We start from the raw sequence: 15,568 nt of genomic DNA, 5'->3' as shown, positions 1-15,568 counted from the left end.
GTGTGCCTCTCTGGACTGCGGCGGACGCTCACTCGGCGGGCGGGGGGTTACCGGCGAGCGCCACGGCCTCGGCAACCGTGCCTGCCACCGCAGCGACCCACACCTCGTCGCCCGCCTGCAGGACGGTCTTGCGGTCGGGAAGCAGGCCGGCACCGAACCGGATGACGAACGCGACGCGAGATTTGGTCGCCGATTCGAGTGCGGCCACGTTCTTGCCCACCCAGTCCTCGTGGATGTCGATACGCGCGACGGCGACGCTGCCGGACGGATCGCGCCACTTCGTCGGTTCGGTGTCGTGAATGAGAGTGTGGAGGAACCGATCCGTCGTCCAGGGGACGGTGGCAACGGTCGGAATGCCCAGCCGCTCGTACACGGCGGCACGTTTCGCGTCGTAGATCCGGGCGACGACCCGCTCGACGCCGAACGTCTCGCGGGCCACCCGAGCCGAGATGATGTTGGAGTTGTCTCCGGACGAGACCGCGGCGAACGCGTCGGCCTGTTCGATACCGGCATCGACGAGCACGGACCGGTCGAATCCCATTCCGAGAACCTGCCGGCCGGTGAAGGAAGCACCGAGCCGGTGGAAGGCGGTGGGGTCGCGGTCGATGACCGCGACCTCGTGTCCGATGCGCGACAGCGATCCGGCGAGGGCGGAACCGACCCGGCCACAGCCCATGACGACGACGTACAACTCGGCTCCCATCGGGCGGACGAACACGGACGGGACGACCCGCTCTCGCCACGCTATCGTCACCCTGCCCCTCGGTCGAGGCCGGTACGGCCTACGCTCTCCGATGTGTCCAAGCTTTCGACGGCCACCAAGAGGCTGCTTCTGGGTAAGCCGTTCCGAAGCGATCGGCTCGGACACACGCTTCTTCCCAAACGCATCGCGCTCCCGGTGTTCGCTTCCGACGCCATGTCGTCCGTGGCCTACGCGCCCGAGGAGATCTTCCTCGTGCTCGCCGTGGCGGGGATCTCGGCGTACTCCTTCAGCATCTGGGTGGGGCTCGCCGTCGCCGTCGTCATGACCGTCGTCGTGGCGAGCTACCGGCAGAACGTGCACGCCTACCCGTCCGGCGGAGGTGACTACGAGGTCGCCACCAAGAACCTCGGGCCCACCGCGGGGCTCACCGTCGGCAGTGCCCTGATGGTCGACTACACGCTCACCGTGGCGGTCTCGATCTCGGCGGCGGCGTCCAACATCGGTTCCGCGGTCCCGTTCATCGCCGAGCACAAGGTGTTGTTCGCGGTCGCGGCGATCGTGCTGATCACCTCGATGAACCTGCGCGGCGTGCGCGAGTCGGGCACCGCGTTCGCCCTGCCCACCTACGCCTTCATGGTGGGCATGCTCGTGATGCTCGGGTGGGGGCTGATCCAGGTGTACGTGCTGGACTCGGACATCGCCGCCGAATCGTCCGCCTTCGAGCTCCGGGCCGACGACAGTCAGCTGTACGGGATCGCGTTCGCCTTCCTTCTCGCCCGCGCGTTCTCCTCGGGATGTGCCGCCCTGACGGGCGTCGAAGCCATCTCCAACGGGGTGCCGGCCTTCCGAAAGCCCAAGTCGCGCAACGCGGCCACCACGCTGCTTCTGCTCGGCACGATCGGTATCACCCTTCTGATGGGCATCATCGTCCTCGCCGAACAGATCGGGGTGAAGTACGCGGCGGACCCGGCGAGGCAACTGATCGGCGCACCGGAGGGCTATCAGCAGAAGACCCTGATCGCCCAGCTCGCCGAGGCGGTGTTCTCGGACTTCCCGCCCGGCTTCTACTTCATCACGGTCGCGACCGCGCTCATCCTCGTCCTGGCCGCGAACACCGCCTTCAACGGATTCCCGGTGCTCGGGTCCATCCTCGCGCAGGACCGCTTCCTGCCCCGTCAGTTCCACACGCGCGGTGACCGTCTCGCGTTCAGCAACGGCATCGTCTTCCTCTCCGGCGCGGCGATCGCCTTCGTGGTCCTGTTCGGTGCCGAGGTGACAGCCCTCATCCAGCTCTACATCGTCGGTGTGTTCGTCTCGTTCACGCTCAGTCAGACCGGGATGGTGTTGCACTGGACGCGACTGCTGCGCACCGAAACGGACACGAGCGTCCGCCGATCGATGATGCGCTCACGAATCATCAACGGGATCGGTCTCGCCATGACCGGCGTGGTTCTGGTCATCGTGCTGGTGACCAAGTTCCTGGCCGGGGCATGGATCGCGATCATCGCGATGGCGTCGATCTTCGGCATGATGAAGTTGATCCGCAAGCACTACGACTCGGTGGCGACCGAACTCGCCGACGTGGAATGGGACGGCGTGCTGCCGAGTCGCACGCACTCGATCGTTCTGGTGTCCAAGCTGCACAACCCCACGTTGCGGGCTCTCGCGTACGCCCGGGTCGGTCGACCGGACACGCTCGAGGCGATCACGGTCAACGTCGACGACGCCGATACCCGCACCCTGGTGCGCGAGTGGGAGAAGAGTGACGTGAGCGTTCCGCTGAAGGTGGTCGAATCGCCGTACCGCGAGATCACCAAGCCCGTCCTCGACTACGTCAAGCGCGTACGACGCGACTCGCCGCGAGACGTGGTCACCGTGTTCATTCCCGAGTACGTCGTGGGGCACTGGTGGGAGCAGGTGCTGCACAACCAGAGCGCTCTGCGTCTGAAGAGTCGCCTGCTGTTCCAGCCGGGGGTGATGGTCACCAGCGTCCCATGGCAGCTGAGCTCGTCCGAACGAGCCAAACGGGAAAGCCTGCAGAACGCGCCGGGATCGTCACGGCGCGGATACGAAGAGGGGCCGCGGCGGTGAGCATCTCCTGGCTGGGACGGACCGTCGAGGTCGAGGTCGGCAAGCCCGGGCACGGTGGATTCTGTGTGGCGAGGCACGAGGGCCGGGTCGTCTTCGTCCGGCACAGCCTGCCCGGTGAGCGCGTGCGCGCGCTGATCACCGAGGACGGCGGGAAGTCCTTCTGCCGCGCCGATGCCGTCGAGATCCTCGAGGCGTCGGCGGACCGCATCGAACCGCTGTGCCCGATCTCGGGTCCCGGCGGGTCCGGATGTTGCGACCACTCCCACGTCTCCGCCGGGGGGAGCCGGACCATCAAGGCGGCGGTGGTGTCCGAACAACTCGAGCGCGTCGCGTCGATCGAGCACTCGGTGACGGTGGAGGCCCTCGGCGAGCAGACGGGGTGGCGTACCCGCATCAGGCTCGGAGTCGACGACGACGGTCGGCCGGGGTTCCGGCGCCTGCGCAGCTCCGAGATCGTCACCGATCTCGCCTGCCCTCAGGCCGTGCCGGGCATGTACGACGGGTTGGCGGACCGAGCGTGGAAGCCCGGATCGGATCTGGTGGTGGCCCTCGACGCCGACGGTGCCCGACACGTCGTGGAGATCGGTCCACCCGCGAACGCGCCGGCCCGGCACTCGGGTGGTCGACGAGGAGCGTCGTCTCGGCGAGCTGCCTCGGGTCATCGACCCCACCGCGTGGTCGAGGGATCGGGGCGCGCGGCCGAGCAGGTGGGTTCGCGGCGGTGGACGGTGGACGCCGCGGGGTTCTGGCAGGCGCATCGCCACGCGGCCGGCACCTACGCCGAGGTGGTGCGGGAGTGGTCCGGGTTGTCGACCGGGGAGACGGCATGGGACCTCTACGCCGGGGTGGGGGTGTTCGCGGCCGCCATGGCGGCCGACGTCGGTTCCACCGGGTCCGTGGCCGGCGTCGAGTACTCGCACCGCGCCGTTCTCGACGGTCGGGCCGCGCTCGACGATCTGCCGCAGGTGCGGTTGCAGGCATCGAGCGTCGAGAAGGCGGTCGCGTCTCTTCCCGCGTCTCCGGCGACGGTCGTTCTGGATCCTCCGCGATCGGGTGCGGGCAAGGTCGTGGTGGCTGCTGTTACGGCTGCAGACCCCCGCCGGATCGTCCACGTCGGCTGCGATCCCGCATCGTTCGCTCGGGACGCCGGCCTTTATCTCGCTCACGGGTATCGCCTCGAGGAGGTGCGAGCGTTCGACGCGTTCCCGATGACCAGTCACGTCGAGTGCATCGGGCTTTTCGTGCGCTGAGCGCCCGCCGTTTCGGTGAGCCGGTCGATCCCGACCGATCCGGTTCGGCCACTGCGCCGAAGCACCCATGACAGGTCCGATGAGAAGGCCCCCGGGGAGGTCGACGCGGGAGACGGCGTAACGGCGCGGCGAGGTGGTGACGTGGTGACGATGGGCACTAGTCTCATGGTCGATGAACGCGATCATGAGCAATTCACCGCGGTGGTACGCCGGATGAGTGCCGAGGAATCCCGCCCGAGCGGCGCCCGGCACCTGCGCAGCACCGACGCTCCGCCCGCCGATCCGGCGTGCCCGGTCCCGGCGACAGACGTGCGATCGCGCCGATTCGCGGAGGCGGACGAGCTGCGGACACTGCTGTACGCCGTCGCCGACCGCGACCAGGCCGCGTTCGCTCGCCTGTACGACCTGACGTCCGCGCGGGTCTACGGCATGGTGCTGCGGGTCCTGCGCGACGCCGGTTTCAGCGAGGAGACCACGCAGGAAGTGTTTCTGCAGGTCTGGAAGACCGCCGACCGATACGACGCGAATCAGGGGTCGCCCCTGGCGTGGATGATGACGCTGGCTCATCGTCGCGCGGTGGATCGCGTGCGCAGCGAACAGTCCGGCACCGATCGCGAAGCTCTGTACGGATCCTCGACGCACAGCCCCGCGCACGACGAAGTGCTCGAATCCGTGACACAGACCCTCGAGTCCGAGTCGGTCGTCCGTTGCCTGGAGACCCTGACCGCGACGCAACGCGAGTCCGTGCGCATGGCCTACTACAACGGCTGGACGTATCGCGAGGTCGCCGAGCGGCTCGACGTCGCCGTTCCCACCGTGAAATCGCGGATCCGCGACGGGCTGATCAAGCTCAAGACCTGTCTGGGGGTCGACCGCGGTGAGTGAGTACGACAGCGGTCGACATCGTCGCGACGACGCGGTCGATCCGCAGGTTCGCGACGATGCGTACGCCTACGCCCTCGACGCCGTGGACCCGCAGGAACGGTTCACCATCGAGCAGCGGGTGTCGGCGTCCGACGCCGTGACCCGCGAGTACTTCGAGGACGTCGTGGCCTCCGTGCGAGAGGCCGTCGCCCTGACCGCCTCTCTCGACGCGACACCGCCTCCGGAGTGGCTGCGAGCGGCGGTTCTCGACGAGGTCGGCGCGGCGGCCGCCGACGAGTCGGGCCCCGGAGCGTCGCCGTCCGACGGCACCGCCTCCCTGTCCGAGACGGCCGCTCCGGCTCCCGTCGCGTCCCTGGACGATCGCCGGAAGCGGCGGTGGCGAATGGCATCGGTTGCGGCGGCCGCCGTGCTGGTGGTGGGTATCGGCGGCGTCGTGGTCTCCCAGCAGCTCGGTGACGGACCCATCGGGACGACGACGTCCGCGGTGCTCGCCGCCGACGACGTTCGCACCAGCTCCGTCGACGTCACCGGCGGCGGGACGGCCACCGTGCGCTGGTCCCGATCGCAGGACGCGGCGGTGGTCACCCTGAGCGGTCTCGCCGTGCCCGCTCCGGACCGGGTGTTCGAGATGTGGTTGATCGGAGAGGATCCCGCGCCGAGGCCGGTGGGGCTGGTCGATCCCGACGAGGCCGCGGCCGGATCCGAGTTCGTCCTGACCGAGCTGAGCGACGCCACGACCTTCGCGGTGTCGATCGAGCCGGAAACCGGTTCCCCGGCGCCCACCACCGATCCGATCGCAGCCGTCACTCTCGACGCGTGATTCCCCGGGGGTCGCCCCACCGGGTCACTGCATCACCGACCGCCTCAGTGCCCCGATGATCGTCTCGGCCTGCTGGTAGGCGCCGTCGAGCAGCGCCTCGAGCAGGTCGAGTTTGGCGTCGGGATGCGTCGTCCCGAGATCGCGGAATCGGTCCGGGGGCAGCACCGCGACGGTGGTGGGTTCCACCGCCCGGATCGCCACGGCGAACTCGGAACGGCGAATCAACGGCATCTCCCCGAAGGTCATGCCGGCCGACAACGTGGCCAACGCCCGTTCGCGTCCATCGGGTGCGCTGTAATCCATCGCGACGCGTCCGGACAACACCAGCGCGAGGCCCAACGGAGGGTCGCCGAAGGTGGCGACCACGTCACCGGGCTCGAACGTGCGACGCTCCGTCGCGTCCGCGACGATGCGACGATGGTCGGGTGCCAGCGCTGCGATCACCGGGTGTTCGTCGAGACCGACCGTGGTCGGCTGCCGCGCGCCGCTGCACCACCGTTCGAGGACGGTGCCTTCCGCCCACTGCAGAGCCGAGTCGAGATCGGTGAACACCCGGCCGGTGCCGCCGCGGTCCGTGAGCGAGGAGACCGTGTGGGCCATCACGGAGTTCGGATCGACGAACGCGGCGGCGCAGCCGTCCGCCCGCAGGCCCTCGGCGAGGCGGTCGAGCATGGACCGGGCCACGTCCCCGACGTCGTCGACCCGCCGCATGTCCAGGACCACGGCGTCGAGGCGGTGTCCGGTGTCCGGTGTCGCGGCGACACGGGCGGTCGCGTTTCCGACGGCGCGCACGACGCTCTCGGCTGCGGAGAAGAGAAGGTCGCCGTGCAGTTCGAACACCCGAACGCGGTTGCCCTCGGCGGCGAGGGTCTCCTGTTCGTCCCCGGTGCGCCGACGTCGGGAGGGGGAGTCGGCGATCGAGTACTGCGCGCGGACGGCACTGCGGGCTGCGCGCCCGACGTGGAGGAAGTGCAGTTCGAGCCGGCGGGAGAGCTCCCGGCACGCCGCGACCCCGCGAACACTGTTGCCGTGCTCGTCCAGCCGGGGGGAGAAGACCGAGATGCCGAGTTGCCCCGGAAGAACGGCGAGCACGGCACCCCCGACGCCGCTCTTGGCGGGAAGGCCGACCCGGTTGACCCAATCGCCCGCACCGTTGTACATCCCGCACGTCGTCATCACCGACAGCACCCGCTCGACGAGGATCGGGTCCAGTGCGCGCTCCTGCGTGCACGGGTTGACGCCGTTGTCGGCCAGAGTCGCGGCCATCGCCGCGATGTCCTTGCCGGTGACCTCGATCGAGCACTGCCGGAAGTACAGATCGACCACGGCGTCGGGATCGGAGTCGATGATGTCGAACGAGCGCAACATGTGCCCGATGGCGCGATTACGGTGCCCGGTACGCGATTCCGACGCGTGTACGGCCGTGTTCATGGACAGTTCGCGACCTGCGTAGACGGAGTACGCGGCGCGGATGCGTTCGAAACGATGTGCGTGGTCGTCGCCGTCGATCAGCGATGCGGACGTGATGGCTCCGGCGTTGATCATGGGATTACGGGGGCGCTCGGTGATCGGATCCAGGCTGATCTCGTTGAACGGCTCGCCCGAGGGTTCGACGTCGATCTTCTTGCCCACCGTCGCCTCGCCGTGGTCGGTGAGCGCGAGGGCGTAGGTGAACGGTTTCGACACCGACTGGATGGTGAAGGGCACCCTCGTGTCGCCGACCTCGTAGACGTGGCCGTCCGCGGTGGTGAGACAGATTCCGAACGATTCCGGATCGACGGCGGCCAATTCCGGGATGTAGTCCGCCACGGCTCCCGAACGATCGGGCAGGCACAGTCGGTAGACGTCCTCCAAGATCTCCTGCACGACGTCCGTCATGTCACCTCTCCCGGCCGGTTCGACGTGAGCGGAAGCGCTCACGCGGCGAATGTTCGCGCAATCACGCGCTCGTACGGTAACCCGTCATCTGACCGCCAAGTAGACTCGGGAGAACTCGCTCGACGCCGACGTCCTTCGTGACCGTCGGCCGGGCTCGGCGTTTTCGAAGGGAGAGATCTCGTTGGGTGTTCTATCGCGTGTGCACGAGCCCAGCGATCTCCGTGGTCTGACCCCGGCCGAGCTCGCGGAGCTCTCGGAGGAAATTCGCGCGTTCCTCGTGGAGAAGGTCTCGGCGACCGGCGGCCACCTCGGTCCCAACCTCGGTGTCGTGGAACTGACGCTGGCCATCCATCGGGTCTTCGATTCGCCCTCCGATCCGGTGATCTTCGACACGGGTCACCAGGCGTACGTGCACAAGATGGTGACCGGTCGCACGGAGCAGTTCGATTCCCTCCGCAAGGAAGGCGGCCTGTCGGGCTACCCGGCGCGCGGTGAGAGCGAACACGATTGGGTCGAGTCCTCGCACGCGTCCGCGTCCCTCTCGTACGCCGACGGTCTGGCCAAGGCGTTCGCCCTCACCGGACAGCTCGATCGGCACGTCGTCGCGGTGGTCGGCGACGGCGCCCTCACCGGCGGCATGTGTTGGGAGGCGTTGAACAACATCGCGGCGGGCGTCGATCGCTCCGTCGTCATCGTCGTCAACGACAACGGACGCTCGTACTCGCCCACCATCGGCGGGCTCGCGGACCACCTCGCCACGCTCCGGCTGCAGCCCGGCTACGAACGAGCGCTCGACACGGGCCGTCGCGTGGTGCGCAAGGTGCCCGTGGTGGGAAAACCGGCCTACAAGATGCTGCACGGGATGAAGGCGGGCCTCAAGGACGCGGTGAGCCCTCAGGTGATGTTCACCGACCTCGGGATCAAGTACCTGGGCCCCGTGGACGGACACGATCAGGCGGCGTTGGAGTCGGCACTGCGTCGGGCCAAGGCTTTCGGCGGGCCCGTCATCGTGCACGCCGTTACCCGTAAGGGAATGGGCTACGCCCACGCGGAGAACCACGTCGCGGACCAGATGCACTCGACCGGCGTGATCGATCCGCTCACCGGCCTGGCCAAGTCCATCGCGGCACCGGACTGGACCTCGGAGTTCTCGCGCGAGCTCATCGCGCGGGCCGAGCACCGTGACGACATCGTCGCGATCACCGCCGCGATGGCCGGCCCCACCGGACTCGCTGCGTTCGGTCTCCGGTTCCCGGACCGCATGTTCGACGTCGGCATCGCCGAGCAGCACGCGATGACGTCGGCGGCCGGTCTGGCTCTGGGCGGTCTGCACCCCGTGGTCGCCATCTACTCGACGTTCCTCAACCGGGCGTTCGACCAGTTGCTGATGGACGTCGCGTTGTTGAAACTGCCGGTGACGATCGTCCTGGATCGCGCGGGGGTCACGGGCTCCGACGGTGCGAGCCACAACGGCATGTGGGACATGTCCGTTCTGGGCATCGTCCCCGGGATGCGCGTGGCCGCCCCTCGCGACGGAGCGACGTTGCGCGAAGAACTCGGCGAAGCGCTCGCGGTGTCCGACGGTCCTACCGCCGTGCGGTTCCCGAAGGGCGCGATTCCCGCCGATCTCGACGCCGTGCGCCGCCTGGACGACGCGGTGGACGTGCTGTTCGAACCCGAGGGTCAGGCGGACGTGTTGCTGGTCGCGGTCGGGCCGTTCGCGTCGCTCGCGCTCGACACGGCCGCCGAACTGGCCGACGCCGGTGTGAGCGCCACCGTCGTCGACCCTCGCTGGGTGCTGCCGGTTCCGGACTCGCTGCCGAAACTGGCGGCGGACTTCCGGCTCGTGGTCACCATCGAGGACTCGGGCCTGCACGGCGGTATCGGCGCGTCCGTCTCGGCCGCCCTCCGAGCGTCGGGTGTGGATGTTCCGTGTCGCGATCTCGGTGTCCCGCAACGGTTCCTGGACCACGCGTCGCGAGAGAGCATTCACATCGACCTCGGTCTCACCGCGACCGACATCGCGGGGCGTGTGTGCGGGTGGCTCGGCCACCATCCGGGGGACACTCGCTGAATCGGGCCCCGCACCCGGTGCACCTCGACCGCCGTCCGTGGACGCGGTCGAGGTGCACCGCGAGGGTCACGCCGCCGCTGCGGCGACTTTCAGATCCGGCAGGATACGGTCGAGCACCCACGGGGTGCTGACCGGGTTGACGTTACTCAGTCCCGCGACCACCTGCTCGTCCGTCAGGGCGACGGCCGAACCCGTGGACACCGCGCGGAGAGACGCGAGTGCCGGGACCGCAGCGAAGTCGAAGCCTTCCGGAGTGAAGGCGATGACGACGTCGGCGTCGAAGCTCTGCACGTTCTCGAACGAGACGGTCGAGTAGAAGGAGTCGGCGGTGTCGGCCTCGTCCAGTGCGACGACACCCGGTGCGTTCACGAAGCCCATCTCCGTCAACACCTGAACCCGTGGGTCGGCCGGCAGGTAGACGTCGGCCTGGCCGGCATCGGTGTCGAGGTTCACCACGGCGACGGTCTTCCCCGCGAACTCCGGGTTGGCCTCGGCCTCGGCGGCCAGTCGCTGGCCCATTCCGTCGATGAGATCCTGCGCCTCGTCGGGCTTGCCGACGGCCTCGCCGATGATCGTGGTCTGGTCCTGCCAGGTGGTCTGCCATGCACCGCCGGGATACGCGACGACGGGTGCCACACCGGAGAGAGTGTCGTAGTAGGACTCCGAGAAGCCTTCGTAGGGTGCGAGCACCAGATCGGGGCCGAGGGCGGCGATCGCCTCGACGCTCGGTTCACCGGCCGCGGGATCGTCGTAGAGGGTGGTGGCGTCGGCGTCGTAGAACTCCTGCGCCCACGGCATCACGCCGTTCTCGTCCGCGCCGTAGGTGTAGCGCGGTTGACCGATCGGGGTGATGTCGAGCGCGCCGAGGATGTCCTGCGCGTTCCACCCCATCGTGACGATGCGTTCCGGCGCGGATTCCACCGTGGTGGATCCGAAGGCGTTGGCGAGGGTGACCGGGTATGCGCCGTCGGTCGCACCGGAGTCGGTGGCGGCGGTATCGGAATCGGACGAGCATCCGGCCACGAGGGCCAGGACGGCCGTGGCGGCGACCACGGGAGCGAGGCGAAGGCGTTTCATGTGGGTAGCCTAACCTACATCGCCGGGGACGGGGCGACGCCCCTCGGACGCATCCGTGGATGCGCCCGAGGACGACGGTCAGTGGTGGAAGCGCCGACCCGTGACGGCCTCCGACGTACCCGTGCGATCCAGGTACGGGGTGATGCCGCCGTTCCAGAAGCCGAACCCCCCGCCGAGGATGAGGCAGAGGTCGATGTCCTCCGCCGCCGCGACGACGCCCTCGTCGAGCATGATCGCGATCTCCTCGGCGAACGCACGGCGAGTGCGATCGAGGACCTGCTCACTCGTCGAGGGTGCATCGCCTCGGGGCCAGAGGTCGGCCACCTCCGGGTCGACCGTCATCGCACCGTCGGCCCCGTAGGTCCACACCGCGGACTTCTTCGCCTCGACCATGGCCTGCAGGCCGGGGGAATCGTGGAACCGGTCGGGGTAGGCCGCGTGCAACGTCTCACCCGTGTGCAGCGCGACCGCGGGACCGACCAGCGACAGCAGCGTCAGCGGACTCATCGGCATCCCCAGCTCGCCGATCGCGTTGTCCGCGACGTCGAAGGGCGTGCCCTCGTCGATCGAGTTCATGACCTCACCCAGAGCGCGTGTGAGCAGCCGGTTGAATACGAATCCGGCCTTGTCCGCGATGAGCACGGCCGACTTCTTCAGCGACTTGGCGGTCGCGAACGCCGTGGCGAGCGACGCATCGTCGGTCTTCTCGCCTCGGATGATCTCCAGCAGCGGCAGCACGGCGACCGGGTTGAAGAAATGGAAACCCACCACTCGCTCCGGGTGTCGAAGGTCCGACGCCATCTCGGTGATCGACAGGGACGACGTGTTGGTGGCGAGAATCGTCTCGGGGCCGACGAACTGCTCGAGTTCGGCGAACACCTTCTTCTTCACGTCCATGTTCTCGAACACGGCCTCGATGACCCAGTCCGTGTTCGCGAACGCACTCTTGTCCAGCGACCCGGACACCAACGCCTTGAGGCGATTCGCCGCGTCGGGGGAGAGGCGCTTCTTTCCCTGCAGCTTGTCGATCTCGGCGTGCACGTAGCCGACACCCTTGTCGATGCGCTCCTGATCGATGTCCGTGAGGATCACGGGCACCTTCAGTTGTCGCACGAAGAGCAGCGCGAGCTGACTGGCCATCAAACCGGCGCCGACGATGCCGACTCCGGTGACCTTGCGGGCGAGCGACCGGTCCGGGGCGCCGGCCGGCCGCTTGGCCCGCTTCTGCACCAGGTCGAACGCGTAGAGACCTGCTCGCAACTCGTCGGCCATGAGGAGGTCGGCCAGGGCGTCGTCCTCCGCGGCGAACGCCGCATCGAGCGACGTCGAGTCGGTGATGTCGGTGGATTTCGCGAGCTTCAGCAACTCGACGGCGCGCACCGGACCGGGCGCGTGCCCACGAGTCTTGCCCTCCACGATGGCCTCGGCACGGCTCATCGCGTCGTCCCAGGCCTGGCCGCGGTCGATCTCGGGTCGAGCGGGCACGACGTCACCGGCGACGACCTTCGCCGCCCACGCGAGCGACTGCTCGATGAAGTCGGCGCTACCGAGAACCTCGTCGACGATGCCGAGCTTCGCCGCGTCCGTCGGCTTCAGCATGCGGTTCTGGTTGAGTGCGTTCTCGAGCACCACGGTCACCGCGCCGTCCGCGCCGATGATGTTGGGCAGCAACTGAGTTCCGCCCCAGCCGGGGACGAGTCCCAGGAAGGTCTCCGGAAGCCCCAGTGCGGCAGCGTTCCCCGCGACGGTGCGGTAGTGACAGTGCAGGGCGATCTCGAGGCCGCCACCCAGTGCGGCGCCGTTCACGAAGGCGAAGGTGGGGACCGACGATTCGCGTAGTCGCCGAAAGACGTTGTGCCCCAACGTACCGATCTCGTGGGCGACGGCCCGATCGGTGATGTTCGGAACGCCGTTGAGGTCCGCCCCCACGGCGAAGATGAACGGCTTTCCCGTCACCGCGACAGCGGCGGGTTCGGCCGCGAAGGCCTCGTCCAGCGCGGTGTTCAGCGACTCGAGCCCGGCGGGCCCGAACGTGGAGGGCTTCGTGTAGTCGTGTCCGTTGTCGAGGGTGATCAGGGCCACGGGCCCGTCGATTCCGGGAACGCGGACGATCCTGGTGTGCGCGTGGGTCACCACCTCGTCCGAGAACGCGGACGTACCGGTCGATGCAGAAGTCATGGCAATCACTTGCTTCCGTCGTAGGTGGGATTTTCCCAGATGACGCTGCCGCCCATGCCGAGGCCGATGCACATGGTGGTGAGGCCGTAGCGCACGTCGGGGCGAGTGGCGAACTGGCGGCTGAGTTGTGTCATCAGTCGGACGCCGGACGAGGCGAGCGGGTGCCCGCAGGCGATCGCGCCGCCCCACTGGTTGACGCGCGCATCGTCGTCGGCGATACCGAAGTGCTCCAGGAAGGCGAGCACCTGAACGGCGAACGCCTCGTTGATCTCGAACAGTCCGATGTCGTCGATGGACAGTCCGGTGCGGCCGAGCAGTTTCTCCGTGGCGGGGACGGGTCCGATCCCCATGACGGCGGGATCGACACCGGCGAAGGAGAAGCCGACCATCCGCATGCCGACCTTCAGCCCGAGTTCGGCGGCGGTGTCCTCACCGGCGAGCAGAGCCGCGGTGGCGCCGTCGTTCAGGCCGGCGGCGTTGCCCGCGGTGACCCGCCCGGCGGGCCGGAACGGCGTCTTGAGCTTCGCCAGGTCCTCGACCGTCGTACCGGGGCGAGGGGGCTCGTCCTCGGTGGCCAGACCCCATCCGGCGGAGGACTTCGTGGCGACGGGAACCAGCGTCTCGCCGATCAGGCCCGACTTCTTCGCGGCGTCGTACTTGTCCTGGCTGGCGACGGCATACGCGTCGGTGCGGTCCTTGGTGATGGACGGGTACCGATCGTGCAGGTTCTCCGCGGTGTTGCCCATGACCAGCGCGCTGGGGTCGACGAGCTTGTCGGCGAGGAAGCGCGGGTTCGGGTCGACGCCCTCGCCCATCGGGTGCCGTCCCATGTGCTCGACGCCGCCGGCGAGGACCACGTCGTACTGGCCGAACCCGATGCCGGACGCGGTGGTGGTGACCGAGGTCATCGCACCGGCGCACATGCGGTCGACGGCGAAACCCGGCACGCTGCGGGGCAGTCCCGCGAGCATCGCGGCGGTGCGGCCGATCGTCAGCCCCTGATCACCGGTCTGCGTGGTCGCGGCGACGGCGACCTCGTCGATGCGGTCGGCGGGCAGTTCGGGGTTGCGCCGAAGCAGTTCGCGCATCGCCTTGACCACGAGGTCGTCGGCGCGCGTGTCGGCGTACATCCCCTTGGGCCCGGCCTTGCCGAACGGGGTGCGAACACCGTCGACGAAGACGACTTTTCGTGGCGACGTGGGGGTGGGGGAATCGGAGGTCGGAGACATGGTTCCTTCCGGGAGGCAGGCGGACGGTCGGTCCGGCGGCCTCATCCTAACCCTGTGCTACTCGCCGGTAACTTCGGGTTCGGCCGACTCCGGGGCCGCTATCAGGGCAGCGGTGAGAACGGCTCCGGTGAGCGCACGTTGCCACGGCCGTGCTCCGTTGACCAGCAAGAACTGTTCGACGACGGTGCTCGGATCGGTCGCGGCTCCGGTGTCGTCGGTCAGGTCGGGGAAGTCCCAGCACAAGCGGCGCACGGTGTCGGGCGTCAGCAGGTTCTCCACCGGCACCGCCACCTCTGCGCTCAGAGCGGCCATCGCCTCGCGCACCGAGGCCAGCCGCGCGGCCGCCTCGGGACTGCGTCGCGACCACCGGCTCACCGGCGGTGGTCCGACGAACGGTGCGGTCACGGGGGGAAGGTCCGCGTCGGTGAGACGCCGGGCCCGCTCGACGGCGCCGAGCCACGTCGCCGCCTGCCGCCGCTGACGGTGTCCCCCGAAGACGGGCAGAGCGGTCAGTTCGGCCGTGGTCGTCGGATTCGCCTGCGCCGCGGCGACGATGGCGGAGTCCGGAAGGATCCGACTCGGCGCGATGTCCCGGCGCCGCGCCGTCTCGTCCCGGGTGGTCCACAGTTCGCGGATCGTCGCCAGTGTGCGGGCGTTCTTCACCGAGTGGATACCCGAGGTGCGACGCCACCGGTCGGGCTTGGGCGGAGCGGGAGGCGCGGTGCGAATGTGCTCGAATTCCTGTGCGGCCCAGTCGGTCTTGCCCTGGGACTCGAGCTCTGCGGCCATCGCGTCGCGCAGTTCGACGAGCACCTCGACGTCGAGGGCCGCGTAGTTCAGCCAGGTGTCGGGCAACGGCCGGGTGGACCAGTCCGCCGCACCGTGGCCCTTCTGCAGCGCCAATCCCAGCGTGCGCTCGACGATGGCCGCGAGCCCCACCCGCTCGAAGCCGGCGAGGCGGCCGGCCAGTTCGGTGTCGTACAGCGCCGCGGGCGTCATCCCTAGCTCCACCAGTCCCGGTAGATCCTGATCCGCCGAATGCAGGACCCACTCGAGGTCGTTGATCACCGCGGCGAACGGGGCGAGAGCCTCGAGGCCCCCGTCCCGCACCACCGGGATGGGATCGAGGAGAACCGTGCCGGACCCGCGGCGACGGAACTGGAGCAGGTACGCGCGTGCGGAGTAGCGGAACCCGGAGGCCCGTTCGGCGTCCACGGCGAGCGGCCCGGAACCCGCGGCGATCCGATCCGCGGCCTCGCGCACCGCATGCGCAGTGTCGGTGAGCGGCGGGACGCCGTCGGCCGGAGCGAGGAGGGGAGTGGCGACGGGACCGGGATCGGTCTCCTCGATCGCCGAGGCGTCGTCGGTGGGCGTGTCGGACAT

The 15,568-nt window shown here is 68.8% G+C and carries 11 protein-coding genes; 5 read left to right on the top strand and 6 right to left on the bottom strand.

Features of this window, described 5'->3' with window-relative positions:
- Positions 1 to 28: 28 nt before the first annotated feature.
- Positions 29 to 691 carry a potassium channel family protein gene (locus ACY466_RS11910; RefSeq protein ID WP_463252253.1) on the bottom strand — a complete coding sequence of 221 codons (663 nt, stop codon included), beginning with the start codon at positions 689 to 691 and terminating at the stop codon, positions 29 to 31.
- Between the two features lie 105 nt (positions 692 to 796).
- Between ACY466_RS11910 and ACY466_RS11905 the strand changes: the two genes are divergently transcribed.
- From ACY466_RS11905 to ACY466_RS11890, 4 genes are all read left to right on the top strand, one after another.
- Positions 797 to 2,794, top strand: coding sequence for an APC family permease (locus ACY466_RS11905; protein ID WP_463245594.1), 1,998 nt, complete (start codon positions 797 to 799; stop codon positions 2,792 to 2,794).
- Positions 2,791 to 4,044, top strand: coding sequence for a class I SAM-dependent RNA methyltransferase (locus ACY466_RS11900; RefSeq protein WP_463245593.1), 1,254 nt, complete (start codon positions 2,791 to 2,793; stop codon positions 4,042 to 4,044). The genes ACY466_RS11905 and ACY466_RS11900 overlap by 4 nt, the downstream gene beginning before the upstream one ends.
- Positions 4,045 to 4,257: 213 nt before the next feature.
- Complete coding sequence (sigK, locus tag ACY466_RS11895) at positions 4,258 to 4,929, top strand: ECF RNA polymerase sigma factor SigK (protein ID WP_463245592.1); 672 nt, start codon at positions 4,258 to 4,260, stop codon at positions 4,927 to 4,929.
- A complete protein-coding gene (locus tag ACY466_RS11890; protein ID WP_463245591.1) occupies positions 4,922 to 5,749 on the top strand; it encodes an anti-sigma factor in 828 nt (275 codons plus the stop codon). Before sigK ends, ACY466_RS11890 begins: the two co-directional genes overlap by 8 nt.
- Before the next feature lie 24 nt (positions 5,750 to 5,773).
- On the opposite strand, the gene glsA is transcribed toward ACY466_RS11890, so the two are convergent.
- Positions 5,774 to 7,627, bottom strand: a complete 1,854-nt coding sequence (glsA, locus tag ACY466_RS11885; RefSeq protein ID WP_463252252.1) for a glutaminase A — start codon at positions 7,625 to 7,627, stop codon at positions 5,774 to 5,776.
- 181 nt (positions 7,628 to 7,808) lie between these two features.
- Between glsA and dxs the strand changes: the two genes are divergently transcribed.
- Entirely contained in the window at positions 7,809 to 9,701 is a 1,893-nt protein-coding gene (gene dxs / locus ACY466_RS11880) for a 1-deoxy-D-xylulose-5-phosphate synthase (protein ID WP_463245590.1), read from the top strand.
- A gap of 66 nt (positions 9,702 to 9,767) precedes the next feature.
- On the opposite strand, the gene ACY466_RS11875 is transcribed toward dxs, so the two are convergent.
- From ACY466_RS11875 to ACY466_RS11860, 4 genes are all read right to left on the bottom strand, one after another.
- Positions 9,768 to 10,778, bottom strand: a complete 1,011-nt coding sequence (locus tag ACY466_RS11875; protein WP_463245589.1) for an iron-siderophore ABC transporter substrate-binding protein — start codon at positions 10,776 to 10,778, stop codon at positions 9,768 to 9,770.
- A 78-nt stretch (positions 10,779 to 10,856) separates the two neighbouring features.
- On the bottom strand, positions 10,857 to 12,956 hold the full coding sequence (locus tag ACY466_RS11870; protein WP_463245588.1) for a 3-hydroxyacyl-CoA dehydrogenase NAD-binding domain-containing protein: 2,100 nt from the start codon (positions 12,954 to 12,956) through the stop codon (positions 10,857 to 10,859).
- Between the two features lie 5 nt (positions 12,957 to 12,961).
- Positions 12,962 to 14,185 carry a thiolase family protein gene (locus tag ACY466_RS11865; protein ID WP_463245587.1) on the bottom strand — a complete coding sequence of 408 codons (1,224 nt, stop codon included), beginning with the start codon at positions 14,183 to 14,185 and terminating at the stop codon, positions 12,962 to 12,964.
- 57 nt (positions 14,186 to 14,242) lie between these two features.
- Positions 14,243 to 15,568 (bottom strand): HRDC domain-containing protein, encoded by a 1,326-nt coding sequence (locus ACY466_RS11860; RefSeq protein ID WP_463245586.1) that lies wholly within the window; start codon positions 15,566 to 15,568, stop codon positions 14,243 to 14,245.

This window comes from Rhodococcus sp. K11/5 (genome assembly GCF_055193735.1).
The sequence above is the reverse complement of the archived record's forward strand: the minus strand, read 5'-3'. Positions and strand labels throughout refer to the sequence as shown.